Below are 25323 nucleotides of genomic sequence, written 5' to 3' on the forward strand. Positions count from 1 at the left end.
CAATGCTGCACTGCCAGCCTCGCAACTATTTGACTGAAGTTTCATGAAAAGCAATGTGGTCGGGCCCGGTAGCCCCGCAGCCTCCCAGGGGGTGAATGCCTCCATCGTGACCGCCACGGCCGACAGCCTGCCGGACCAGCCGCATGCGCTGGCCCGTGCCCGGGCGTTTGCCGAGCCCCTGATTGCCAGTGAAACGCACGACACAGGCGAAAACATCCTGGCGCACGCTGATGCGGTGGCGGCCATCCTCAAAACCATAGGCGGCTCGGAAGCCATGCAGGCGGCCACCTACCTGGTGTATGCCTGCCAGCACCTGACCAAGCCGCAGGAAGTGATCACCAAGGCCTTCGGCGCCAACTACGCGGCGCTGGCGATAGAGACCACCAAATTGGTGCAGGTGCAGCGCCAGGCGCGTTCGGCCAATGCCAAGGCGCAACTGCTGGACGACCCGGCTGCGCAAACCGAGAACGTTCGCAAGATGCTGCTGGCGTTTTCGCGCGACCTGCGGGTGGTGATGCTGCGCCTGGCCTCGCGCCTGCAGACGCTGCGCCACTACGCCTCGACCCGGCAGACCGCGCCCCTGTCGCTGGCCTACGAGTCGCTGCATGTGTTTGCACCGTTGGCCAACCGCCTGGGCATCTGGCAGATCAAATGGGAAATGGAAGACCTGGCCTTCCGTTTCCTGGAGCCCGATACCTACAAGCAGACGGCCCGCCTGCTGGATGAAAAACGCGTGGAGCGCGAAGGCTTCATGGAGGCCTTGCGTGCGCAGCTGGAGCGCGAACTGAACCAGAACGGCATTGCCGCGCTGGTGCAGGGCCGGCCCAAGCACATCTACAGCATCGTTAAAAAAATGCGCGGCAAGTCGCTCGACTTCGAGCAGGTGTTTGATATCCGTGCCTTGCGCGTGATTGCCGCCGACGTGAAGGGCTGCTATGCGGCGCTGGGCTTCGTGCATTCGCGCTTTACGCCGGTGGACGGCGAGTTTGACGACTACATCGCCAAACCCAAGACCAATGGCTACCAGTCGCTGCACACCGTGGTGCGCGATGACGCGGGCAGGGCGGTGGAGATCCAGGTGCGCACGCAGGCCATGCATGACCACGCAGAGCACGGCGTGGCCGCGCACTGGGCGTACAAGGAGGCGGGGGCCAAAGGCTACGCGGGCGTGTCGGCCAGCAGCGAGTACGACGCCAAGATTGCTGTTCTGCGGCAGTTGCTGGCCTGGGAGCGCGATCTCTCGGGGCCAGCTGCCCAGCGAGCGCGTGATGACAAGCAGGGGCTCTTTGAAGACCGCATCTATGTGCTGACGCCGGACGCGGCCATCGTGGAGCTGCCGCAGGGCGCGACCACGGTGGACTTCGCCTATAGCGTGCACACCAGCCTGGGGCATCGCTGCCGCGGCGCGCGCCTTGACGGCGTGATGGTACCGCTCAACACCCCGCTGCAAAACGGCCAGACGGTCGAGGTGATCACCGTCAAGGAGGGCGGGCCGTCGCGCGACTGGCTTAACCCGGAACTGGGCTTTTTGTGCAGTCACCGCGCGAAGTCAAAAGTGCGCGCTTGGTTCAACGCGCTGGCGATGGAGCAGACGGTTGCCAGGGGCCGCGAAGCGGTTGAAAAACTGCTGCAGCGAGAAGGCAAGACGTCCATGAAGCTGGACGACCTGGCGGTGCAGCTCGGATTCAAGACGGCGGATGATTTGTTCGAGGTGGTGGGCAAGGACGAGTTGTCCCTGCGCACGATCGAAAACATGCTCAGGCCGCCCGAGCCGGCCATGAGCCAGGACGACTACGTGCTGGCCAAAAAGGCGCGTGCGCCCAACCCGAATGCAAAAAAAGGCAATGGCGGTGTGCTGGTGGTGGGCATGGGTTCCTTGTTGACCCAGCTCGCCAAGTGCTGCAAGCCCGCACCGCCCGATGAAATCCTCGGCTTCGTCACCAAGGGCAAGGGCGTCAGCATTCACCGCAGCGATTGCAGCAACTTCCGCAACATGGCGAGTGGCAGTCCTGACCGCGTGATTGAGGTTGAATGGAACTCGCCCAAAACCGCAGACGGTGCGGTGTATCCGGTGGATGTGGCGGTGGAAGCCGCCGACCGCCAGGGGCTGCTGCGCGATATCTCCGAAGTATTCGCCAAGGAAAAGATGAACGTCATCGGTGTGCAGACACAGTCGGTGAAAGACAACCGCGGCGGCACGGCCTGGATGACCTTCACGGTGGAAGTGGCGCAGTCAGGCCGACTGAACCAGGTGCTGGGCATCGTGGCCGAAGTGCCCGGCGTGCGGTCCGCGCGGAGACGTTGAACCCGGCTGCAGGACTTTTTTCGGCAAATTTTCGGGGCGAAGCAAGATAGCCGTTTTGCTTTGCTACAATACGAGCTTCGAACAGTCCTTAGGCGCGTAGCTCAGCTGGTTAGAGCACCACCTTGACATGGTGGGGGTCGTTGGTTCGAGTCCAATCGCGCCTACCAATTCCCTCGACGGTTCCTGATCCAGATCTGCATTCTTTGTAATGCGGACTGGCACACAGGGTAAACCAAGGGGATTGAGTACATCAGAATTCCTAGAATGTATTGAGTCCCGGCGTTTCGACGCCGGTCGTCATTCAGAGGAGAAATCAGTGCCAAAAAGCAAATCCACCAGCCCGTCATCCGGCATGCCGCCTTCACAGGGCGACGCCTCTGCCGACGGCACTTCCGGCGCCAAAAGCGGCCGGGCTGCCGGTAAGGCTGCGGCTTCACGTGTGATCAAGAAGTACCCGAATCGCCGGCTGTACGACACCGAGACATCGGCCTACATCACGCTCACGGAAGTCCGCCAGCTGGTGATGGACAGTGCCGATTTTGTGGTGCGCGATGCCAAGACCAATGAAGACTTGACGCGCAGCATCCTGCTGCAGATCATCCTTGAAGAAGAAACCGGCGGTGCGCCGATGTTTACCGAAGCCGTGCTGGCCAACATCATCCGTTTTTACGGCAATGCGATGCAGAGCTTCATGGGCGCTTACCTCGAGAAGAACGTGCAGAGTTTTATGGACCTGCAGGTCAAGATGGCCGAGCAGTCCAAAGGGCTGAGCCCCGAAATGTGGGCGCAGTTCATGAATGCGCAGTCACCCATGATGCAGGGCATGATGGGCAATTACGTGGAGCAATCCAAAACCGTTTTTACGCAAATGCAGGAGCAGATGCAAAAGCAGAGCGAGCAGATGCTGCAGGCTTTCGGCCTGAAACGCTGAGTTAAAAGCCAGGGGTTGAATCTCTGGTGGTCCCTGGAAATCAGGGACCTGAGACAATACACCCCATGAGCGAAGTTATTTCCCCACCTGTTTCCGTAAACACCAAGCCCGCACCGCGCGTCGGCTTTGTCAGCCTGGGCTGCCCCAAGGCCTTGACCGATTCCGAGCTGATCCTCACGCAATTGAGCGCCGAGGGCTACCAGACCTCCAAGACCTTCGAAGGTGCGGACCTGGTCATCGTCAACACCTGTGGCTTCATCGACGACGCGGTCAAGGAAAGCCTGGACACCATCGGCGAGGCGCTGGCCGAAAACGGCAAGGTCATCGTCACGGGCTGCCTGGGCGCCAAGGCGGGCGAGGGCGGTGGCAACCTGGTGCGCCAGATGCACCCGAGCGTGCTGGCCGTGACGGGCCCGCACGCCACACAGGAGGTGATGGACGCGGTGCACCTGAACCTGCCCAAGCCGCATGATCCTTTCGTGGACCTGGTGCCGAATGCCTTTGGCATTGCCGGCATCAAGCTGACGCCCAAGCATTACGCCTACCTGAAGATCAGCGAAGGCTGCAATCACCGCTGCACCTTCTGCATCATCCCGTCCATGCGCGGCGACCTGGTGTCGCGGCCTATCGGAGACGTGCTCAACGAAGCGCGCGCCCTGTTTGAAGGCGGCGTGAAGGAATTGCTGGTGATCAGCCAGGACACCTCGGCCTACGGCGTCGATGTGAAATACCGCACCGGCTTCTGGGATGGTAAGCCTATCAAGACGCGCATGCTGGAACTGGTGCAGGCACTGGGCGAGATCGCCGAGCCGTATGGCGCCTGGGTGCGCTTGCATTATGTGTATCCGTACCCAAGTGTGGACGAAGTGCTGCCGCTGATGGCCACCGGCAAGGTGCTGCCTTATCTGGATGTACCGTTGCAACACAGTCATCCGGATGTGCTCAAGCGCATGAAGCGGCCAGCCAGCGGCGAGAAGAACCTTGAGCGCATTGCGCGCTGGCGCGAAATCTGCCCTGAAATTGTGATTCGCAGCACATTTATCGCCGGTTTTCCCGGCGAGACGGAAGCAGAGTTCGACCATCTGCTGGACTTCATGCGCGAGGCCAAAATCGACCGTGCAGGCTGCTTTGCCTACAGCGCGGTAGAAGGTGCGACGGCTAACGATATTCCCGGTATGCTGCCGCTGGCGTTGCGTGAAGAGCGGCGCGCCCGCTTCATGGCCGTGGCCGAAGCGGTGTCCAGCCAGAAACTGCAGCAGCGCATAGGTGCAACCATGCAGGTGCTGGTGGATTCGGCGCCGGCGCTAGGCCGAAAGGGTGGCACCGGGCGCTCTTATGCCGATGCGCCGGAGATCGACGGCATCGTCAAGCTGTTACCGCCCGAGAAAATCAGCAAGACGCTGAAAGTCGGCGAATTCACCCGGGCCCGCATTGTCGGAACCCAGGGCCATGACCTGGTTGCCGTGCCTGTTTGATTAACGATACTGCGGACGCTAAACCGGGCCTGAAGAAGAGGCCCGGCCACAAAAAAAGCCACTGGGTCACAGTGGCTTTAATCTTGCTTTACCCCAGAGTCAGTTTAAGAGTCTGGAGAAGCTGTTTGGTGTATCTGGTGCCCGGGAGAGAACTCGAATCTCCACATCTTGCGATACACGGACCTGAACCGTGCGCGTCTACCAATTCCGCCACCCGGGCACAGCTAGCAGTGTACCATTACTTCAATGCTTTCTCAGGCTCGGCCCCTCAAATTTTCCTGAAATATTTCGGCTGCATACTTAAACCCGGCAGCCTCCAACGAAAAGAGACTTTCTATCAAAACAACTCACTCCCATCCGGGCGGATCGTCCGCCCATTCATCCGGTTTGCTCGCTGAATTCGAGGGCACCGTTTCCGGCCACCGAGACGGCCATGGTTTCGTATTGCGCGATGACGGCGAAGCAGATATTTACCTGCCGCCCAACGAGATGCGTGCAGTCCTGCACAAGGATCGCGTCAAGGCCCGCATCGTGCGGCACGACCGCAAAAACCGGCCCGAGGGCCGCGTCACGGAAATCGTTGAGCGATCCTCGAATCCCATCATCGGCCGCCTGCTGCAGGAAAGCGGCGTCTGGCTGGTTGCACCCGAAGACAAGCGCTACGGCCAGGACGTCCTGATCCCCAAGGGCGCTACCGGCACGGCCAAGGCCGGCCAGGTGGTGGTAGTGCAACTCACCGAGCCGCCGGCGCTGTTCGGCCAGCCTGTGGGCCGCGTCAAGGAAGTACTGGGCGAGATCGACGACCCCGGCATGGAAATCGAGATCGCGGTGCGCAAGTACGGCGTGCCGCATGAATTCAGCGACGAAGCGCTGGCCCTGGCCCGAACCCTGCCGGACGCCGTGCGGCCTGCCGACAAAAAGCACCGCGTTGACCTGACGGACGTGCCGCTGGTCACCATCGACGGCGAAGATGCCCGCGACTTTGACGACGCCGTGTATTGCGAGCCCGCCAAAGTGGGCCGCGGCAAAGGCTGGCGCCTGCTGGTGGCGATTGCCGACGTGAGCCACTATGTGGAAACCGGCAGCGCCATCGACATCGACGCTTACGACCGCGCTACCAGCGTGTATTTTCCGCGCCGCGTGATTCCCATGTTGCCGGAAAAATTGTCGAATGGCCTTTGCTCGCTCAACCCGAATGTCGAGCGCCTGTGCATGGTCTGCGACATGCTGGTCAATGCCAAGGGCGAGGTCCACGCCTACCAGTTCTACCCGGCGGTGATGTTCAGCCAGGCGCGCTTTACCTACACTGAGGTCGCCGCCATCCTGGCCAACACACGCGGCCCTGAAGCTGCGCAGCGCAAGGCGCTGGTGCCGCACCTGCTCGACCTGCACGACGTGTACCAGGCGCTGCTCAAGGAGCGTGGCGAACGCGGCGCGGTGGATTTTGAAACCACCGAGACCCAGATTGTTTGCGACGAAGCAGGCCGGATTGAAAAAATCGTCCCCCGCACCCGCAACGTGGCGCACCGGCTGATTGAAGAAGCCATGCTGGCGGCCAACGTCTGCTCGGCGGACTTCATCTCGCAAAGCAAGCACGTGGGCCTGTACCGTGTGCACGAAGGCCCAACGCCCGAGAAGAAGGAGATGCTGCGCAACTACCTGAAGGCGGCCGGCATCGGCATGACCATCACCGATGACCCGGCGCCCGGCGAATTCCAGAAGATCGCGCTGGCCACCAAGGACCGGCCTGACGCACAGCAAATCCACTCGATGCTGCTGCGCTCCATGCAGCAGGCAATCTATACGCCGATGAACAGCGGCCACTTCGGTTTGGCCTACGAGGCTTACACGCACTTCACCAGCCCGATCCGGCGCTACCCCGATTTGCTGGTGCACCGCGTCATCAAAGCTGTGCTGAACAAGGCCAAGTACCAGCTCCCGACCCTGCCCACGCCGGGCGAGGCTGAGGCCAAGCTGTCCAAACGCCTGGCCGCGCGCGTCAAGGAACCAACGCAAAAACCGAAAAAAGCCAGCGCCGACGAACTCGCCTGGCAGGCGGCCGGCCTGCACTGCAGCGCCAACGAACGCCGCGCCGACGAAGCCAGCCGCGACGTGGAAGCCTGGCTTAAGTGCAAGTACATGCGCGAGCATCTCGGTGAGGAATTCGGTGGCGTCGTCACCGCGGCCACGGGCTTCGGCATTTTTGTCACACTGGATGCGATGTACGTCGAAGGTCTGGTGCACATCACCGAGCTGGGTGGCGAATACTTCCGCTTCGACGAAGCTCGCCAGGAACTGCGCGGCGAGCGCACCGGCATCCGATATGCCATCGGCACGCGGGTGCGGGTGCAGGTCAGCCGGGTGGACCTGGACGGCCGCAAGATCGACTTCCGCCTGGTGAACGAGGGCCAGGACCTGGTCGGACGCGCCATGAAGGACAAGACAGGCGGCCATGCGGCGGAACTGCCTGTACAGGAACGCGGCGCCTCGCGCCATGCGGCGGAGCCCCGAAGCGGCAAGGCGGGCAGCAAAGGCGCTGGAAAACGCTCGGAGTCGCGCTCAGGCGGCCGCGGCGGCGGCACAGCCAGCCGCGGCGCCAGCAGCAGTGAAAGGGCGCCCAAATCGCCCATCCAGGCCCTCAAGGCGGCTGTCAAGAAGGCGGCAGGCAATCCGCCGGGCCGCAAGCAGGGCAAGAAGCCGCGCCGTTAGGCATCGGGACACCATGAGATTTCAGTTCAAACCCTTTTTCCCGACTGTGTTCCCTGCGCATAAGGCACGCCGCCCATGCTGATACGCGTATTGGCCTTCCTGCTTGAAACGCTGTTCTTCCTGTTGATTGCAGCGGCTTTGCTGCGAGCCTGGATGAACTGGGTCCGGGTCAACATGACGGCCCAGCCCGGCCGTTTTGTGATGGCCGTGACCGATTGGCTGGTCAAGCCCTTGCGCCGCGTGCTGCCCAGGCCGGTGATGCAGTCCCGGGTGGACTGGGCCAGCATTCTGGCGGCCGTGTTGCTGGCAGTGGCCTATGCGTTGCTGTGGGGCCTGTTGTTTGGCCTGCTGTTGGGGGGTACCGTGTGGACTGCCGGGGCTGCGCCTGTCGTATTGCTGACGCTGCTGTCCTTTGCGCTGAAGATGCTGATCCGGGTGGCGCTGCAAACCCTGTTCATCCTGGTGCTCGGTTTTGCCATCCTCTCGTGGGTGCAGCCGGGATCATCCGCGTATGGTTTGCTGGGGCGCCTGACCGAGCCCTTGCTGGCACCCCTGCGCCGCGTGGTCCCCACGGTGGGCGGCGTGGATTTGTCCGCGCTGGTGCTCATCGTCCTGATTCAAATCGCGCTGATGATCCTGGTGTAAGGCCTCATCGGCCTCATCTGCCATCTGCCGCGCAGGTCACTTGTGATGGCCTTGTGCACGGGCCAGTTCCGACGCCGTCAGGGCCATACCCGGGGCCTGGGCGGCCCAGTCATCGGCCAGGCGGCCATGTGCAAACACGGCGCTGCAGGCGGCGTCGAAAGCCTCCAGCCCGGCCGCCAGCCGTGCGCCCACCATGCCCGCCAGCACGTCGCCGGTGCCGGCCGTGGCCAGCAGGGCGTTGCCGGTGCTGTTGATGGCGCTGCTGCGGCCCGGCGCCGCGATCACCGTTCCTGAGCCCTTGAGCACCACCACACACTGAAACCGTTCGGCAAGCTGCCGGGCCGAAGCCAGCCGGTCGGATTGAACCGCGGCCGCTGTGGTTCCGGCCAGCCGGGCGGCTTCCAGCGGGTGCGGTGTCAGCACCGTGCGGTAGCCGCGGCCGTGACGTGCAATGAGCTGCGCCTGGAACTGCGTGTCCCCTGCAATGGCATTGAGCGCATCGGCATCCAGCACCAGCCGCCTGGCTGTCGACAGCACCCTGGCCAGCATGGCCCTGACGGCCTCGCCGCCGCCGCAGCCGCACACCACCACCTGCTGTGCGAGGTCCAGCGCCTCGGGCGCGCGGAACATCAGCTCCGGTTGTTGCGGGTCGACTGCGATGGTTGGCTTGCCGAGCAGCGCCACAAATACCCGGCCGGTGCCGGCATGCAGGGCGGCCCGCGCCGCCAGCAGCGCGGCGCCCGCCATATGGCTGTGGGCGGCGGACTCTCCCCCGAGCACGGCCACGTCACCAAAGCTGCCTTTGTGGCTGGCATGCGCGTTGGCTGACCGGGGCGGCTGGCCGGCCCGGTCGGCGCCCAGCAACCAGGCGTCGGTCTGGCCTGGTGTTGCAGCCTGCGTCTCATGGACGCCAAGATCGTTAAACCAGACCTGGCCCGCCCAATCCCGGCCGCCGGCGGTGAACAGCCCCGGCTTCAAGGTTAAAAGGCTTAAGGTAAAAATGGCCGTAGCGTCCGGTGAATGGGCGCAAGCAGCTATCAAATGTGTAGCAGACCCGGTGTCCGCGTCCAGGCCGGTCGGCACGTCCACCGCCAGCCGCGGCGCACTGCCGGCTTGCATTCGCGCCAGCCACTCCAGGATTAAGGCCGTGCCTGGGCGCTCAGGGTCCAGCGCGCCGCCTATGCCCAACAGGGCGTCGATGCAGAAATCAAAATCATCGGGCGGTTGCGCCGCCATGGGCACGCCCGCGGCGATGGCGCGCTCGCGCGAGGCATGGGCGTCGCGCGGCAGGCTGGTTTTTCCGGCGGGCAGGCCGGTCCAGGTTACGACCACTGTTTTGCCCCATTGGTGCAGATGCATGGCGGCCTCAAAACCGTCGCCGCCGTTATTGCCTGGCCCGCAGGCGATCCAGATGCGCTGCGCATGCGGCGCCAGGGCCAGCGCCAGGCGCGCCACCGAGAGGCCGGCTCGCTGCATCAGCGTGTGGGGCGGCAGCCCGGCGGCGGCATGCCGTTCAAGTTCACGCGAGGCCGCCACACTGTGAAGTGGCTCGCTGCGGGCGCTGGAAATTTTTCGCATGGCCCGATTGTGCGGCCCCGCAAAGTAAAAAACCCGGCAGGCCGGGCTTTGGGCGTAGCCGCGGGGTGGTTTCAGCCCAGGCGGGCGATGCCCAGGCCTTCCATGTCGATGTCCGCGCTTTTGCCGGCCATCAGGTCGACCAGCGCCCGCGCGCTGCCGCAGCTGAGGGCCCAGCCGCTGGAGCCATGCCCCAGGTTGAGCCAGAGGCCGGGAATGCCGCTGTCGCCGATGATGGGCGGCCCGTCGGGGAGCATGGGCCGGGCGCCTTTCCATTCCTGCACGCTGGCGCCGGTGTTGGAGAGCTGGGCCGCACCCGGGAACCAGTCGTGCAGCACCTTGTACAGCGTCTGGATGGACGATGCCCGTTTGCTTTCAAGCGTGCCGCCGATTTCGGCGCTGCCCGCCACGCGCACGCGGTTGCCCAGGCGGGAAATCGCGACCTTGTAGCGCTCGTCCATCAGTGCGCTGCGTGGTGCGTTCAGCGGTTCGCGGATCGGCGCGCTGATGGAGTAACCATAAACCGCTGCCATGGGAATCTTCAGGCCCAGCGGCCTCAGGAGTTCCGCGGAGGCCAGGCCGGCGCACACGACCACACGGTCGAAGCCGCGTGGGGCGGTTTCGCCTGCTATCAAAATGCTAGCTGGTTGCGCACGTTCCAATTGGGCTACAGCCGTATTGAACTCAAAATTCACGCCGATGCGCTGGGCTTCGTTCTTCAGCAGCAGGGCAAACTGGCGGCAATTGGCTACCTCGTCGTTCGGCAAGTGCACGGCGCCCAGGAAGTCGGTGTCCGGGCTCAGTGCCGGCTCGATCTTGCGCACCTCGTCGGGGCCGATTTCCTTGAACACCACGCCGGCGTCGCGCAGCACGGCCAGGCCCGGCTGCACCAGCTTGCTGTCTTTTTCAGAGCGCAACAGCACCATGTAGCCGGGGCTGCCGTCGTACTCGAGCTCCAGTTCGGCCGTCAGGTAGTGCAGCCTTTCGCGGCTGTAGAAGGCCAGTCGCTGCATGCGTGCGCGGTTGGCCAGGTAGGTTTCGAGCTTGCAGGCGCGGAACCATTTCCACATCCAGGCCAGGTCGCGGCCTGACAGGGGCAGGCCGAGCTTGACCGGCGCGTGGCGGCTGAAAAGATGGCTGATGACTTTTCCCGGCATGCCCGGCGCGGCCCAGGGCGTGACGTAGCCGGGCGCTACCAGGCCGGCGTTGGCAAAGCTGGTTTCCTCGGCCGCCGCACCGCGGCGTTCAAAGACGGTGACCTCGTGGCCGTCCAGGGCCAGCTCGTAAGCGGTGGTAATGCCGATGATGCCGGCGCCAATGACGGCAACCCTCATGCGAGGCTCGCGCGGTCATGTGGGGCAGGCACGGGGCGCTGGGCTGGAGAGATGTTTTTGTACATTTTTATAGGAAAAGAGCTTTGAAGCCAATGGGGATGAGCGCAAGCAGCTATTGTTTTTATAGCGAATTCGCCAGGGCGGCTTCCACCTGCAGGGCCAGGTCCAGCACCGCGTCGTCATGCAACGCCGCATGCCAGAGCATCAGGCCCACGGGCAACTGGCCGGGTGTGTGACAAGGCAGGGAAATGGCGCAACCGTCGAGCATGTTCACCACGGAGGTGTTGCGCAGCAGCAGGCCGTTGACCCGGAAAAATTCGGCATCGTCATCCAGCACACCGGCGATCGGCGGCGCGACGATGGGGACGGTGGGCGAGAGCACGGCGTCAAAGCCTTGCAGGCATGTTTCCATGTGGGCCACCCAGGCCTTGCGGGCGGCCAGCAGGTCGATGTAGTCGGCCGCGCTCATGCCGGCGCCGCGCAGGATGCGCAAGGCCACGCGCGGGTCGTATTCGGCCTGGTGTCTGGTGATCAGCGTTCGGTGCCAGGCATAACTTTCCGCCGCCGAAAGGCCGCCGGTGGCATTGATGGCGGCCAGCTCGCCGATCTCTTCCAGGTCGATTTCTTCAATATGCGCGCCCGCCTGGCGAAGGATTCGCAGGCTGCGCCCAAACGCCTCGGCGACGGTGTTGTCCAGGTGGTCCTGCATCACGGTGCGGGCAACGGCCAGGCGACAGGAGGCGAGAGGTTTGCCGGCCAGTTGGACCTTGCGTGCCGCCAGGACCTCATGCACGGTGACTGTGTCGCGCACTGAACGGGTCAGGGCGCACACGGTGTCCAGGCTGGTGGACAAGGGTAGGGCGCCTTGCGTGGGCACCAGGCGCGCGGTGCTTTTGAAGCCGACGATGCCGCAAAGCGCCGCCGGGATACGGATCGATCCGCCGGTGTCGGAGCCGAGCCCGACCAGGGCCGCACCCGTGGCCACCGAGACTGCCGCACCGGAGGACGAGCCCCCGGGAATACGCGCCACCTTCGGGTCGGCCGGGTTGACGGGTGTGCCGTAGTGCGGGTTGATGCCGACGCCGGAGAAGGCGAACTCGACCATGTTGGTGCGCCCCATGAACGTGGCACCGACAGCACGCAGACGTGCCACGGCGGGGCAATCTTCTGCGGCAGGCGCGGCGCCTGCCAGCACGGTGGATCCGGCTGCGGTGGTCTGGCCTGCCACGTCGAACAGGTCCTTGACCGATACCGGGATACCGGCAAGCGGAAGGCCTGCAGCGTTCGAAACGGGGTTTTCCGCCGTTCCGGCGAGGTTTGGGCTCCCCGGCATGAAAACGTGGCGGCAGGCGTCACTTTGGGCCGTGGCCAGGGCCTGTTCGAAAACCCGCTGGGGGGAGGTCTGACCGGCGGTCATGGCCTGGCGAGTGGCATGGAGGTCGCCTGAGGGGGGTATCTGGCTCATGGGTCAGGAGGGTGTTATACTCGACAGGCTTTGCAAATGACGATTTTGTTGTTTGCAAGGCAAATCGCAAATCAGCCACTCAAGGTGTTGCCCCGGAAATCTCGAAAGAGGCCAACGGGACGATAAGCGCTGATTTTAGACACAACCTTTTGGAGTATTCCTATGTCGACCACTATGCGCGAAATGCTGGAAGCAGGCGTTCATTTCGGACACCAAACCCGCTTCTGGGACCCCAAGATGGCCCCTTACATCTTCGGCCATCGCAACCGTATTCACATCATCAACCTGGAAAAGTCGCTTCCGATGTACCAGGAAGCGATGAAGTTCGCGAAGCAGCTGTCTGCCAACCGCGGCACCATCCTGATGGTAGGCACCAAGCGCCAGGCTCGCGACATCGTCGCCACCGAAGCCAAGCGCGCAGGTGTTCCCTATGTTGACCAGCGCTGGCTGGGCGGCATGCTGACCAACTTCAAGACGGTCAAGACTTCCATCAAGCGCCTGAAGGAAATGAAGGCCCAGCAGGAAGCCGGCCTTGATTCCATCAGCAAAAAAGAACAGCTCACCTTCAAGCGCGAAATCGAAAAGCTTGAAAAAGACATCGGCGGCATTCAGGACATGAACGCCCTGCCGGACGCCATTTTCGTGATCGACGTGGGCTTCCACAAAATCGCGATCCTGGAAGCCAAGAAACTCGGCATTCCCCTGATCGGCGTGGTTGACTCCAACCACTCGCCTATCGGCATCGACTACGTGATCCCCGGCAATGACGACTCCTCCAAGGCTGTCGCCCTGTACGCCCGCGGTATCGCCGACGCGATCATCGAAGGCCGCGCCAATGCCGTGAACGACGTCGTCAAGGCGGTTTCGGCTGAGAGCTCGGATGAGTTCGTGGAAGTGGAAAACGCAGCCGCCTGATAGTTTTCGGCTCTGCGCCAGACGCGAAAAAGGGGCTCGCGTAGCCCCTTTTTCACAACCTAACGAAAAGCTGGGTGCGAATTGATCGCTTCCAGCGTGTCAAAACGACAAAACGGAGAATCAAAGATGGCAATTACTGCAAGCATGGTCGCTGAACTGCGCGCCAAGACCGACGCCCCCATGATGGAGTGCAAGAAAGCACTGACCGAAGCCGAAGGCAACTTCGAAAAAGCCGAAGAAATCCTGCGCGTCAAGCTCGGCAGCAAGGCCGGCAAGGCCGCTTCCCGCGTCACCGCCGAAGGCGTTGTGGCTGCGCACCGCGAAGGCGATGTGGGCGCGCTGGTGGAAATCAATTGCGAAACCGACTTCGTGACCAAGAACGACAGCTTCCTGGCCTTCACCAAGGCAGTGGTCGAAGGGATTGTCAAGAACAACCCGGCCGACGTGGAAGCTGTTGGCACCATGCCTTTGTCGCTTGACGGCTTTGGCCCGACGGTCGAAGACGTGCGCAAGGGCCTGATCGGCAAGATCGGCGAAAACATGAGCGTGCGCCGCTTCAAGCGTTTCTCGGGCAGCAAGCTGGCCTCTTACCTGCACGGCACGCGTATCGGCGTAGTCGTGGAGTTTGAAGGCGACGAAGCCGCAGCCAAGGATGTCGCCATGCATGTGGCCGCGATGAAGCCCGTGTCCCTGTCCAGCGCTGAAGTTCCCGCCGAACTGGTCGCCAAGGAGCGCTCGGTTGCTGCAGCCAAGGCCGCTGAAGATGCCGCCAAGGCACAGGCTGAAGGCAAGGCCGTCCAGTCCGCTGAAATTGTTGCAAAGCGTATCGAAGGTGGCGTGCAGAAGTACCTGAAGGAAGTCAGCCTGTACAACCAGACTTTCGTCAAGAACGACAAGCAGACCGTCGAGCAAATGCTCAAGGAAAAAGCGACAACGATCAAGTCTTTCACGCTGTATGTCGTGGGTGAAGGCATTGAGAAAAAGGTGGACGATTTCGCTGCCGAAGTCGCCGCCCAGGTCGCCGCAGCCAAGGCTGCTTGAGCATTTCAGTCCAGCCGGAAGGCCGCTAAACTTCAGACAACCCAACAAAGAAAGCTCTCACATGCCAGCCTACAAGCGAATCTTGTTAAAACTGTCAGGTGAGGCCTTGATGGGGGATGATGCCTTTGGCATCAACCGCGCGACCATCGTGCGCATGGTGGAAGAGATTGCCGAAGTCACCCGCATGGGTGTCGAAGTGGCGGTCGTGATCGGCGGCGGCAACATTTTTCGCGGTGTGGCCGGCGGTTCCGTCGGCATGGACCGCGCCACCGCCGACTACATGGGCATGCTGGCCACCGTGATGAACGCGCTGGCCTTGGGCGACACGATGGACAAGGCCGGGCTGATCGCTCGCGTAATGTCGGCCATCGGCATTGAGCGCGTGGTCGAGCCTTATGTTCGTCCCAAAGCCCTGCAGTACCTCGAAGAAGGCAAGGTCGTCATCTTCGCGGCCGGCACCGGCAACCCGTTTTTCACCACCGATACGGCAGCCGCATTGCGCGGCGCGGAGATCGGCGCCGAGATCGTGCTGAAGGCCACCAAGGTCGACGGTGTGTACACTGCGGACCCCAAGAAAGACCCGAAAGCCACGCGCTACACCAACATCACGTTTGATGAAGCCATGGGCAAAAACCTCGAGGTCATGGATGCCACCGCTTTTGCGCTGTGCCGTGACCAGAAGCTGCCCATCAAGGTGTTCAGTATTTTCAAGCATGGTGCGCTCAAGCGCGTCGTGCAGGGCGAGGACGAGGGAACCCTGGTTCACGTCTGAGCCTCCTGTCCCAGCTTGTTCTTTTTCGCTATAAAAATCCGGAGATTCGACCATGAGCATTGTTGAAGTCAAGCAGCAGGCAGAGCAAAAGATGCAGCAGTCCATTGACTCGTTCAAAAATGGCCTGACCAAGATCCGCACTGGCCGCGCCAACCCCGGTTTGCTCGATACCGTGCATGTTGATTATTACGGCTCCATGGTGCCGATCAGCCAGGTGGCCAATGTGTCGCTGCTCGACGCCCGCACCATCAGCGTCTCGCCCTGGGAAAAAGGCATGGGCGCCAAGATCGAAAAGGCCATCCGTGATTCAGACCTGGGACTCAATCCGGCCGCGCAGGGTGACCTGATCCGCGTGCCCATGCCGGCCATGACCGAAGAGCGCCGTCGCGAACTTACCAAAGTCGTGCGCGCCGAAGGGGAGCACGCCAAAGTGGCTATTCGCAACCTGCGCCGCGATGCCAATGATGGCGTCAAGAAACTCGTCAAGGACAAGCTCGCTTCTGAAGACGACGAACGCCGTTCGCAGGACGATATCCAGAAGTTCACGGATCGTTTCATTGCCGAAGTCGACAAACTGGTCGCCGGCAAGGAACAAGACATCATGGCGGTTTGACGCCTCGTCGTCTGGCCTGATTCACCATGGCCACCGCCCATCCCATAGTCCCGCACCACGTTGCCATCGTTATGGATGGCAATGGTCGCTGGGCGACCAAACGGTTTTTACCCCGCATTGCGGGCCACAAGCAGGGCGTTGATTCGCTCAGCCGCTGCGTTCGCGCATGCCTGGACCGCGGCATCGGCGTCCTCACGGTTTTCGCTTTTTCTTCCGAGAACTGGAACCGGCCGGCTGAAGAGGTGTCCGGGCTGATGGAGTTGCTTGCCTATTCTCTTTCCAAGGAAGTCCCCAGCCTGAATGCCAACGGCGTGCAACTGCGTTTTGTCGGAGACCGCCTGCGGCTTTCCGAGAAAGTCCAGGCAGGGCTGGCGCAAGCTGAGCTCGACACCTCCACCAACCAACGGCTGGTTTTTAATGTGTGCTTCAACTACGGCGGCCGCTGGGATATTGCCCAGGCTGCCAACAGATTGGCCAGCCGCGGTGAAGCCATTACCGAGCTGTCGCTGGACAGGGAGATGGCACTGGCGCACGTGCCGGACCCGGATCTGCTGATTCGCACAGGCGGTGAATTGCGGATCAGTAATTTTTTGCTGTGGCAGGCAGCTTATTCAGAGCTGCATTTCTCCGACAAGTTGTGGCCTGAATTTGACGAGACGGCGCTGGACGAGGCGATAGCCGTCTTTCGGACTCGCGAACGACGCTTCGGCAAGACCTCCGCCCAGGTCAGCGGCCGCAGCACCAATGAAAATACAAAGGCTGCCTGATGCTTAAACAGCGCGTGATCACAGCGATTGTCCTTCTGGCTATTTTGCTGCCAGCCCTTTTCTACAAGACGCCAGAGCCCTTTTGTGCCGTCGCGCTGCTGTTGATTGCTGCGGGTGCCTGGGAGTGGGGCCGGCTGAATGCACTCGGGCAGGGAGCCTCTGTGGGGCTCGCCGCCGTTTGTGTCGGGCTGTGCGCGCTCGCGTGGTACTTTGGCCTGCTCGTAAAGCCGCTGCCGCTTCTTTGGGCTGCTGCAGGTGCTGCCTGGGTGCTTGCCGGTGGCTGGTTGCTGCGCAATGGCGTGGCGGGCTGGCCGCGCATACCCAAAGTAATTCGCCTTCCAGGGGGGCTGGCTGCGTTGTTGGTCGCCTGGCTGGCTGTGGCACAGGCCCGTGTGGCAGGCATTGACTTTTTGCTGTCCGTTCTGCTGCTGGTCTGGGTGGCCGATATCTTTGCCTACTTTGCGGGTCGCGCCCTGGGAGGCCGGTTCAGCAAGGGCAAGCTGGCTCCTTCAATCAGCCCGGGTAAAAGCTGGGAGGGCGTGTGGGGCGGCATGGCCGGTGTGGTGGCGCTGTCGCTGGCCTGGGTGTGGCTGGGCCGCGCGGGCATTGGCGGTGGCTTCTGGGCTGACGCCACGCTTTACAGCCGGCTGGCTGATCATCACGGCATGGTCGTCATGCTGCTGGCGGTTATTTTCCTGGCCGCCATGAGTGTGGTGGGCGATCTGGTCGAGTCCCTTATCAAGCGCAGTGCCGGGGTGAAAGACTCCAGCGGCCTGTTGCCGGGCCACGGCGGCGTGCTCGACCGGGTCGACGCGCTATTGCCCACACTGCCCCTGGCGATGATGCTGGTTACCCTTTAGGCTTTGCTCCCGTATGTCCTTTGAAAAGCAGCGTGTGACCGTTTTGGGCTCCACGGGGTCCATTGGTGTCAACACGCTTGATGTCATCGCCCGCCACCCTGAGCGCTTTGAGGTGTTTGCCCTCAGCGCGGCAACCCAAACGGACTTGATGCTGGCGCAGTGCGCCCAGTTCAAACCCCAATACGCGGTGATGGCCAGTGAGCCGCATGCCCGTTTGCTGGCGGAGAAGATCAAGGTAAATCAGCTTCCGGTGCAGGTTCTATGGGCGCAAGACGCTCTCGAAATGATAGCGTCACACGAGTTGGTGGATACCGTCATGGCCGCTATTGTGGGCGCTGCCGGGTTAGGCCCATGCGTGGCGGCCGCAAAGGCGGGCAAGCGCCTGCTGCTCGCCAACAAGGAGGCCCTTGTCGTCGGCGGCGAAGTGTTTATGCGGGCGGTTCGTGAAGGGGGTGCCCGGTTGCTACCGATTGACAGTGAGCATTCGGCCATTTTCCAGTCATTGCCCGAAGACCCGGCGGTGTGGCCCCGGCGCATCGAAAAAATCATGCTGACCTCGTCGGGCGGTCCTTTTCGCGCCCGTGATCCGGCAACTCTGCGCGACGTAACGCCCGAGCAGGCCTGCACGCACCCGAATTTTTCGATGGGCCGCAAGATTTCTGTGGATTCGGCCACGATGATGAACAAGGCTTTGGAGGTGATTGAAGCCAAGTACCTGTTTGGTGTCGTGCCGGAGCAGATCGAGGTGGTGATCCATCCGCAGCAAATCATCCATTCGATGGTGCAGTTCCATGACGCATCGGTGATGGCCCAGCTGGGTACGCCGGATATGCGGGTGCCGATTGCCTATGGCTTGTCCTGGCCGGAACGGATCGAAAGCGGCACGGCGCGCCTGGATTTTGCCCGTATGGCCGCCATGACATTCGAGGTCCCGGACTTTCAGCGCTTTCCCTGCCTGCCTTTGGCCTGGGAGAGTTTGCGTGCGCCGCCGGGCACTTGCGTGGTACTGAACGCAGCCAATGAGATTGCTGTTGCGGCCTTTTTGGACCGGCGCATCCGCTTCGACCACATTCATCATGTAAACCATGCAACTTTGGAGGCCGCGGCAGTCTCTCAGGTGGACGATATAGCGGGCTTGCTGGCGCTGGATGAGCAGGCCCGCCGCGTTGCCACTCAAATCACCCAAGGTCTGGAGTCCTGAGATGCTGACACTGGTTTCTTTCGTTGTGACTCTCGGTATCCTGATTGCCGTGCACGAATACGGCCATTACCGCGTCGCAGTGGCGTGTGGCATAAAGGTTCTGAAATTTTCCATCGGATTCGGCAAACCGATTTACACCTGGAAGCTCAAAAACAAGTCGACAGAGTTTTCCATCGGCATGCTGCCTCTGGGCGGCTACGTCAAGATGCTGGATGAGCGTGAGGCCCCGGTGGATCCATCCGAGCGCCATCTGGCTTTTAATACCCAGCCGCTGAAATCGCGGGTTGCCGTGGTGGCCGCAGGCCCGGCCGCCAATTTGCTGCTGGCCATAGTGCTGTATGCCGTGGTCAACTGGAGTGGCTTGCAGGAGCCCAAAGCCATTTTGGCCAGCCCGGTGGCAGGATCGCTTGCCGAAAAGGCTGGCCTGGATGGCGGAGAAACGGTTCAGCAGGCGGCTTTTGAAGGTGACGACCTGGAGGTCGTTCATTCTTTTGAAGACTTGCGCTGGAGGCTCACGCAAGGTGCACTGGATGGTCGCGACCTCACCTTGGTGCTTGGCAGCGATGGCGCAGCGTCAGGGCAGACTGTGCGGTTGCCGCTCAGTACGCTGGGTGCACCCGAAGCAGATGCCGACCTGTTCAGGAAAATTGGCATTCTCGGCCCCTGGACCCGTCCCGTAATTGGTAATGTGATGCCCGGGGGCGCCGCCGAAAAATCCGGACTGCGTGCCGACGATCTCGTGCTTCGCATCGGCGAGACGGCCATTGTGGATGGGCAACAGCTGCGCGAGGTGATACGTACCTCTGCCCGCTCGCCCGGCGCCGGGGCTTCCGTCGTCCCGCAGGCATGGCAAATCAGCCGTGCCGGCGCATCCGTAGTGCTGCAAGTGACGCCTGAGCTCAAGGCGGTGAACGGAGTGATGGTCCCTCGGATTGAAGCCTACGTGGGGTCTCCTCCCGAGTTTGTCACGGTGCGCTACGGCCCTGTCGATGGTTTGTGGCAAGGCGCCGTCCGCACCTGGCAGGTTTCGCTGCTCACACTCAAGATGATTGGGAAAATGGTCATCGGCGAGGCGTCGCTTAAAAACCTGAGTGGCCCGCTCACGATTGCGGACTATGCGGGGAAGTCAGCCAGCCTTGGGTGGAGCAGTTATCTGCTGTTTCTGGCCCTTATCAGCGTGAGCCTTGGCGTCCTGAATTTACTGCCGCTGCCGGTTCTGGATGGGGGGCACCTGATGTATTATCTTTGGGAGGGGATCACCGGCCGGGGCGTGTCCGACGCCTGGATGGACCGGTTGCAGCGCGGTGGCGTTGCTATCCTGCTGGGCATGATGTGCGTTGCCCTGTTTAACGATGTCACCCGGCTTTTGGGCTAATTCCTTACATTTCATGCAAAAACAAATAAATCGCTTCAAAGTTCGTGCAGTTTGCGCTATCGCCGCCGGTCTTTTTGCAGCCAGTTCGGCTTGGGCCGTTGACCCTTTCACGGTGCGTGATATCCGGGTTGAAGGCTTGCAGCGCGTTGAGCCCGGAACCATTTTTGCCTCCTTGCCCTTTCGGGTCGGCGAAACCTATAACGACGACAAGGGTTCCACCGCCATTCGTGCGCTGTTTGGGCTGGGTCTGTTCAAGGACGTGCGGCTTGAAGTCAGTGGCGACGTATTGGTGGTGATCGTTGAAGAGCGTCCCACCGTTGCTGACGTGGACTTTGTGGGTGCCAAGGAGTTCGACAAGGACGCGCTCAAGAAGGCACTCCGCGAGGCCGGTGTTGCGGATGGCCAGCCGTTCGACAAGGCGCTCGCCGACAAGGCGGAGCAGGAGCTCAAGCGCCAGTACATCAACAAGAGCCTGTACGGCGTTGAAATTGTCACCACAGTCACGCCGATCGAACGCAATCGGGTCAACCTGACTTTCAGTGTGACCGAAGGCGATGTCGCGAAGATCAAGGAAATCCACATTACAGGCAACAAGGCGTTCAGCGAGTCAACCCTCCTGAGCCTCTTTGACCTTGATACAGGGGGCTGGCTCAGCTGGTACACCAAGTCGGATCGCTACTCGCGCACCAAGCTCAACGCCGACATTGAAACGCTGCGCTCCTACTACCTTTCGCGGGGCTACCTCGAGTTCAAGATCGACTCTACCCAGGTTGCGATTTCCCCGGACAAACAAAGCATTGCCATCACCGTCAACGTGACCGAGGGCGAGCGTTTTGTGGTTTCGGGCGTCAAGCTTGAAGGCAACTACCTGAACAAGGAAGAAGAATTCAAGACTTTGGTGAAAATCACGCCTGGTGAGGCCTACAACGCGGACGAGGTCGCTGAAACGACCAAGGCGTTCAGCGACTATTTCGGTACTTTTGGCTACGCTTTTGCCCGCGTCGAAGCGGTGCCGGAAATTGACCGTGTCAATAACCGCGTGGCATTTGTGCTTCAGGCAGAACCATCCCGCCGTGCTTATGTGCGGCGCATCAACGTGGCCGGAAACAATCGCACGCGCGATGAAGTTGTGCGTCGCGAGTTCCGCCAGTTTGAGTCGTCCTGGTACGACGGCGACAAAATCCGGCTTTCCCGCGACCGTGTCGACCGTCTGGGTTTCTTTACCGATGTGAATGTAGAAACGCAGGAAGTGACCGGTACAAACGACCAGGTCGACATTACGGTGAACGTGGTTGAAAAACCAACCGGTAATTTGCAGCTTGGTGCGGGGTATTCCAGCGCGGACAGCCTCTCACTGGTATTCGGTATCAAGCAGGAAAACGTTTTTGGCTCCGGCAACTACCTGGGCGTTGAAGTCAACACCAGCAAGTCAAACCGCCAGATTGTGCTCAGCACCATTGACCCATATTTCACGGCCGACGGTATTTCGCGCACCATTGATGTCTATGACCGTACGTCGAAGCCGACCTCGGGCCAAGGTGGTGACTACAGCCTGAAAACGCGTGGTGCAAGCATTCGTTTCGGTGTTCCGTTTACCGAGAACGACACGGTTTATTTTGGTACTGGCTACGAGCAATTGACGATTGTGCCGGGTACCAATTTGCCGGTCAGTTATCTGAACTATGCGAACCAGTTTGGCTATAAAAGCAACTCGATTCCGTTGACCGTGGGCTGGTCGCGCGACAGCCGCGACAGCGCGCTGGTGCCTACCTCGGGCCTGTACCAGCGTGTGTACGGTGATTGGGGTGTTGCCGGCGATATTAAATTTGTGCGAGCCAATTACCAGGCTCAAAAATACATTCCACTCAACAAGCAGTTCACGATTGCGCTTAACGGCGAGTTTGGCTGGGGTAAAGGCCTGAGTGGCCAGCCCTATCCGCTCTTCAAGAACTACTATTCAGGCGGCCTGGGTTCCGTGCGCGGATTTGAGCAGGGCTCACTGGGCCCGCGCGATGCGTCTGATCTCGCTATCGGTGGTCCGAAGAAGCTCACGCTCAATGCCGAACTCATTGCGCCGTTTCCTGGTGCGGGCAATGACCGTACCTTGCGCCTTTATGGGTTTGTGGACGCAGGCAACGTTTTTGGTGAGAATGAACGTTTCCGTGTGAATGACCTGCGGGCCTCCACAGGTATTGGTATCAGCTGGATTTCCCCAGTGGGGCCCTTGCGCATCGCTATTGCGACGCCGCTGCGCAAAATGCCAGGCGATAGAATAGAGCGGTTGCAATTCCAAATTGGTACATCTTTCTAATGAAGCATTTTTCAATCAAAATTTTCCTGGGCGTTGCCATTGCACTGGCGGGTTTCTCCGCAAGTGCGCAGGAGTTCAAGGTCGGGATTGTCAACCTTGACCGGATTTTCCGGGAAGCCAATTCCGCGAAAGCCGCCCAAACCAAACTCGAGCAGGAATTCAGCAAGCGTGAAAAAGAGCTGAACGATCTGGCGACCCAGCTGAAAACACTCTCCGACAAGTTTGAGCGTGAAGCCCCAACGCTTGCCGAGAGTCAGCGCGTTTCACGGCAAAAGCAGCTTGTTGACCAGGATCGGGACTTCCAGCGCAAGCGCCGTGAGTTTCAGGAAGACCTGAACACCCGCAAAAATGAAGAGCTCCAGCAAGTCATCGAACGCGCCAACAAAGTTGTGAAGACGCTGGCTGAGACGGAAAAGTACGACCTGATTCTCCAGGAATCGGTCTATGTCAATCCCAAGCATGACATCACCGACAAGGTGATCAAGGCGTTGAACGCTTCCCGTTGATTGCGGGGTGTTCACCACGATCACCATCGTGAAAATGGCAGGCGCAGTGTGACACTCCGTCTTGCCGATATCGTTGAATCCCTGGCCGGTGCAGTACAGCTCGAACTGGTCGGCGACCCCGGCCTGCAGATAGAGCGGCTCTCCACTTTGGAGGCTGCCGGTCCCGCGGACCTGAGTTTTCTCAGCCACCCCAAATACCTGTCCAAGCTCGCGCAGTCCGAGGCTGTCTGCGTCATTGTGGCGCCCGCCGCGCGCGAGGCCGCAGTCAAGCGGGGCGCCTGCATCGTCACAGACGATCCTTACCACGCTTTTGCGTTGGTCACCCAACTCTGGAAGAGGCGGCATTCCCCGCAGGTGGTTCCGCACATTCACCCCAGTGCCTATGTCGATCCTTCTGCCACTGTGGCGTCCGGCGTTTCGATTGGTGCATTTGCCTGCATCGGCCAAGGCGCGGCGATTGGTGAAAATGCGCGGATTGCGGAGCATTGCGTCGTCGGGCCGCATGCGCAAATCGGCGCGAACACCCGATTGTCGGCGCGCGTGACTGTCGCCGACGGCTGCCGCGTCGGGGAGCGCTGCATCGTACATTCCGGCGCGGTGATCGGCGCCGACGGTTTTGGCTTTGCGTCGCACCAGGGGCAGTGGGTGAAGATCGAGCAACTCGGCGGTGTGCAGATCGGCAATGATGTCGAGATCGGTGCCAACACCTGTATTGACCGCGGTGCGCTGCAGGACACGGTGCTGGAAGATGGTGTGAAGCTCGACAATCTGGTTCAGATCGGCCACAACGTCCGGATTGGCAAACATACCGCCATGGCCGGCTGTGCCGGCGTCGCGGGCAGCGCCACGATTGGTGCGCATTGCACGGTGGGGGGCGGCGCCATTGTGCTGGGCCACCTGACGCTCGCCGATGGTGTGCATGTCTCGGCTGCATCGGTGGTAACCCGATCCATTTTGAAGCCCGGGCATTACACCGGGCTCTTTCCCATCGACGACAATGCTGTCTGGGAAAAAAATGCCGCTACGCTCAAGCAGCTTCATACGCTTCGTGAGCGTCTCAGGGAGGTCGAAAAAGCCATCCTGCACTCAGGACACACTCAAGAAAAATCATGATGGATATCCACCAAATTCTCAAACAGCTGCCGCATCGTTATCCCATCCTGCTGGTGGACCGTGTGCTGGAAATTGAAAAAGGCAAACGCATCAAGGCGCTCAAAAACGTCACGATCAACGAGCCCTTTTTCATGGGGCACTTTCCCCATCACCCGGTGATGCCGGGGGTATTGATACTGGAAGCTATGGCGCAGGCGGCCGCGCTGCTGGCTTTCGAGACGCTGGGCGTCACGCCCGACGACAAGACGGTCTATTACTTCGCCGGTATCGATGGCGCACGCTTCAAGCGCCCCGTTGAACCTGGCGACCAGCTGATCATGGACGTCACACTGGACCGCATGAAGGCCGGCATTTTTAAATTCAAAGGGGTCACCAGGGTAGGTGACACCATTGCCTGCGAAGCCGAATTGATGTGCACCATGCGCACGATCGCGTGAATGGCCCCCACGCTTTTCGCTTCGCGTAATTCGCTGCCCCCCGAGGGGGCTGCTGCGCCTGCGGTCTGGCGGAGCCAGTCCCGCGGCCCCGGTGTGAAGGGGGACTTGCCCATGCGGCTTTTGGCCGACCTATTCGCTGAACAGTTGATTTTGTCATGACGGCTATACATTCCACCGCACTTATTAGTCCGCAAGCCCAGCTCCATGAATCGGTGAGCGTCGGTCCTTATACGGTCATTGGTCCGCACGTGAAGATTGGTGCCGGCACCACCGTGGGCGCCCACTGCGTAATCGAAGGACACACCACCATAGGCCGTGACAACCGGATTTTCCAGTTCAATTCACTGGGTGCAATTCCGCAGGATAAAAAATACGCGGGTGAACCTTGTGAACTGGTGATCGGCGACCGCAACACCATTCGCGAGTTCTGCACCTTCAACATCGGCTCGCCGGGCGACACTGGCGTGACCCGTGTGGGGGATGACAACTGGCTCATGGCCTATGTGCATCTGGCGCACGACTGCGTGGTGGGAAACAACACCATTTTTGCCAACAACACCCAACTGGGTGGCCATGTGCATGTCGGCGACTGGGTGATTCTGGGCGGCTTCACCGTCGCGCACCAGTTCGTGAAAATCGGTGCCCACAGCTTCACCGCCATGTGCTCGCTGCTGTTTGCCGATTTACCGCCTTTTGTCATGGCGCAGGGACAACCGGCCGAGGCGCGCTCCATGAATTTTGAAGGGCTGCGGCGACGGGGCTTTTCACCGGAGCGAATTTCCGCTGTCAAGGCCATGCACAAAGCGCTGTACCGTGACGACCTGACCCTGGACGTATCGCGCGAGCGCATTGCCGCTCTGACGGAAAAGTACCCGGATGCTGCGCCTGACGTGCAGATGATGCTTTCATTTCTGGAGCAAACCTCGCCGCAGCGCGGCATTGTCCGGTAAGACCTATGTCGTTGATGGAGCCA

Annotated in this window: 21 protein-coding genes and 2 tRNA genes; 19 read left to right on the forward strand and 4 right to left on the reverse strand. The window is 61.1% G+C overall.

From position 1 onward, the window contains the following. Positions 1 to 43 precede the first annotated feature (43 nt). The 4 genes from AC1DU8_RS08450 (at position 44) to rimO (ending at position 4711) form a co-directional block, all read left to right on the forward strand. The gene (locus tag AC1DU8_RS08450) at positions 44 to 2305 is read left to right on the forward strand and encodes a RelA/SpoT family protein (RefSeq protein ID WP_457280549.1); all 2262 of its coding nucleotides are present in this window, start codon (positions 44 to 46) and stop codon (positions 2303 to 2305) included. Positions 2306 to 2395: 90 nt separating this feature from the next. Further along, positions 2396 to 2472, forward strand: a tRNA-Val gene (locus AC1DU8_RS08455). Positions 2473 to 2657: 185 nt separating this feature from the next. After that, on the forward strand, positions 2658 to 3236 hold the full coding sequence (phaR, locus tag AC1DU8_RS08460; RefSeq protein WP_457280980.1) for a polyhydroxyalkanoate synthesis repressor PhaR: 579 nt from the start codon (positions 2658 to 2660) through the stop codon (positions 3234 to 3236). A 65-nt stretch (positions 3237 to 3301) separates the two neighbouring features. Then, complete coding sequence (gene rimO, locus AC1DU8_RS08465) at positions 3302 to 4711, forward strand: 30S ribosomal protein S12 methylthiotransferase RimO (RefSeq protein ID WP_457280550.1); 1410 nt, start codon at positions 3302 to 3304, stop codon at positions 4709 to 4711. A gap of 135 nt (positions 4712 to 4846) precedes the next feature. On the opposite strand, the gene AC1DU8_RS08470 is transcribed toward rimO, so the two are convergent. After that, positions 4847 to 4931 (reverse strand) — tRNA-Leu (locus AC1DU8_RS08470). 167 nt (positions 4932 to 5098) lie between these two features. Between AC1DU8_RS08470 and rnr the strand changes: the two genes are divergently transcribed. Together rnr and AC1DU8_RS08480 are read left to right on the forward strand one after the other, a co-directional pair. After that, positions 5099 to 7420, forward strand: coding sequence for a ribonuclease R (rnr, locus tag AC1DU8_RS08475; protein ID WP_477665849.1), 2322 nt, complete (start codon positions 5099 to 5101; stop codon positions 7418 to 7420). 75 nt (positions 7421 to 7495) lie between these two features. Further along, positions 7496 to 8065, forward strand: coding sequence for a YggT family protein (locus AC1DU8_RS08480; RefSeq protein WP_457280552.1), 570 nt, complete (start codon positions 7496 to 7498; stop codon positions 8063 to 8065). Between the two features lie 36 nt (positions 8066 to 8101). Here AC1DU8_RS08480 and AC1DU8_RS08485 read toward each other — a convergent pair whose 3' ends face one another. The 3 genes from AC1DU8_RS08485 to AC1DU8_RS08495 form a co-directional block, all read right to left on the reverse strand. Further along, entirely contained in the window at positions 8102 to 9643 is a 1542-nt protein-coding gene (locus AC1DU8_RS08485; RefSeq protein ID WP_477690052.1) for an NAD(P)H-hydrate dehydratase, read from the reverse strand. Between the two features lie 71 nt (positions 9644 to 9714). Continuing rightward, positions 9715 to 10974 (reverse strand): D-amino acid dehydrogenase, encoded by a 1260-nt coding sequence (locus tag AC1DU8_RS08490; RefSeq protein ID WP_477726627.1) that lies wholly within the window; start codon positions 10972 to 10974, stop codon positions 9715 to 9717. Positions 10975 to 11095: 121 nt separating this feature from the next. Next, complete coding sequence (locus tag AC1DU8_RS08495; protein WP_477726628.1) at positions 11096 to 12439, reverse strand: amidase; 1344 nt, start codon at positions 12437 to 12439, stop codon at positions 11096 to 11098. Between the two features lie 162 nt (positions 12440 to 12601). Between AC1DU8_RS08495 and rpsB the strand changes: the two genes are divergently transcribed. The 13 genes from rpsB (at position 12602) to lpxA (ending at position 25300) form a co-directional block, all read left to right on the forward strand. After that, positions 12602 to 13354 carry a 30S ribosomal protein S2 gene (gene rpsB / locus AC1DU8_RS08500; RefSeq protein WP_457280556.1) on the forward strand — a complete coding sequence of 251 codons (753 nt, stop codon included), beginning with the start codon at positions 12602 to 12604 and terminating at the stop codon, positions 13352 to 13354. A 126-nt stretch (positions 13355 to 13480) separates the two neighbouring features. Further along, complete coding sequence (gene tsf, locus AC1DU8_RS08505; protein WP_477726629.1) at positions 13481 to 14395, forward strand: translation elongation factor Ts; 915 nt, start codon at positions 13481 to 13483, stop codon at positions 14393 to 14395. Positions 14396 to 14456: 61 nt separating this feature from the next. After that, a complete protein-coding gene (gene pyrH, locus AC1DU8_RS08510) occupies positions 14457 to 15167 on the forward strand; it encodes a UMP kinase (protein WP_036838012.1) in 711 nt (236 codons plus the stop codon). Positions 15168 to 15219: 52 nt separating this feature from the next. Continuing rightward, complete coding sequence (gene frr, locus AC1DU8_RS08515; RefSeq protein WP_457280558.1) at positions 15220 to 15780, forward strand: ribosome recycling factor; 561 nt, start codon at positions 15220 to 15222, stop codon at positions 15778 to 15780. Positions 15781 to 15806: 26 nt separating this feature from the next. Continuing rightward, positions 15807 to 16547, forward strand: coding sequence for a polyprenyl diphosphate synthase (uppS, locus tag AC1DU8_RS08520; protein WP_457280559.1), 741 nt, complete (start codon positions 15807 to 15809; stop codon positions 16545 to 16547). Beyond that, positions 16547 to 17407 carry a phosphatidate cytidylyltransferase gene (locus tag AC1DU8_RS08525; protein WP_457280560.1) on the forward strand — a complete coding sequence of 287 codons (861 nt, stop codon included), beginning with the start codon at positions 16547 to 16549 and terminating at the stop codon, positions 17405 to 17407. Before uppS ends, AC1DU8_RS08525 begins: the two co-directional genes overlap by 1 nt. A gap of 13 nt (positions 17408 to 17420) precedes the next feature. Beyond that, entirely contained in the window at positions 17421 to 18608 is a 1188-nt protein-coding gene (ispC, locus tag AC1DU8_RS08530; protein WP_457280561.1) for a 1-deoxy-D-xylulose-5-phosphate reductoisomerase, read from the forward strand. A gap of 1 nt (position 18609) precedes the next feature. Next, entirely contained in the window at positions 18610 to 19983 is a 1374-nt protein-coding gene (gene rseP / locus AC1DU8_RS08535) for an RIP metalloprotease RseP (RefSeq protein WP_457280562.1), read from the forward strand. A 13-nt stretch (positions 19984 to 19996) separates the two neighbouring features. Next, entirely contained in the window at positions 19997 to 22294 is a 2298-nt protein-coding gene (gene bamA / locus AC1DU8_RS08540) for an outer membrane protein assembly factor BamA (protein ID WP_457280563.1), read from the forward strand. Beyond that, positions 22294 to 22800: an OmpH/Skp family outer membrane protein gene (locus AC1DU8_RS08545; RefSeq protein ID WP_457280564.1), complete on the forward strand. Its 507-nt coding sequence runs from the start codon at positions 22294 to 22296 to the stop codon at positions 22798 to 22800. The genes bamA and AC1DU8_RS08545 overlap by 1 nt, the downstream gene beginning before the upstream one ends. A 48-nt stretch (positions 22801 to 22848) precedes the next feature. Further along, entirely contained in the window at positions 22849 to 23913 is a 1065-nt protein-coding gene (gene lpxD / locus AC1DU8_RS08550) for a UDP-3-O-(3-hydroxymyristoyl)glucosamine N-acyltransferase (RefSeq protein ID WP_457280565.1), read from the forward strand. Then, positions 23910 to 24350 carry a 3-hydroxyacyl-ACP dehydratase FabZ gene (fabZ, locus tag AC1DU8_RS08555; RefSeq protein WP_457280566.1) on the forward strand — a complete coding sequence of 147 codons (441 nt, stop codon included), beginning with the start codon at positions 23910 to 23912 and terminating at the stop codon, positions 24348 to 24350. Before lpxD ends, fabZ begins: the two co-directional genes overlap by 4 nt. Positions 24351 to 24505: 155 nt before the next feature. Then, positions 24506 to 25300, forward strand: a complete 795-nt coding sequence (gene lpxA, locus AC1DU8_RS08560) for an acyl-ACP--UDP-N-acetylglucosamine O-acyltransferase (protein ID WP_457280567.1) — start codon at positions 24506 to 24508, stop codon at positions 25298 to 25300. Positions 25301 to 25323 lie beyond the last annotated feature (23 nt).

This window comes from Polaromonas sp. P3_A5 (genome assembly GCF_056403055.1).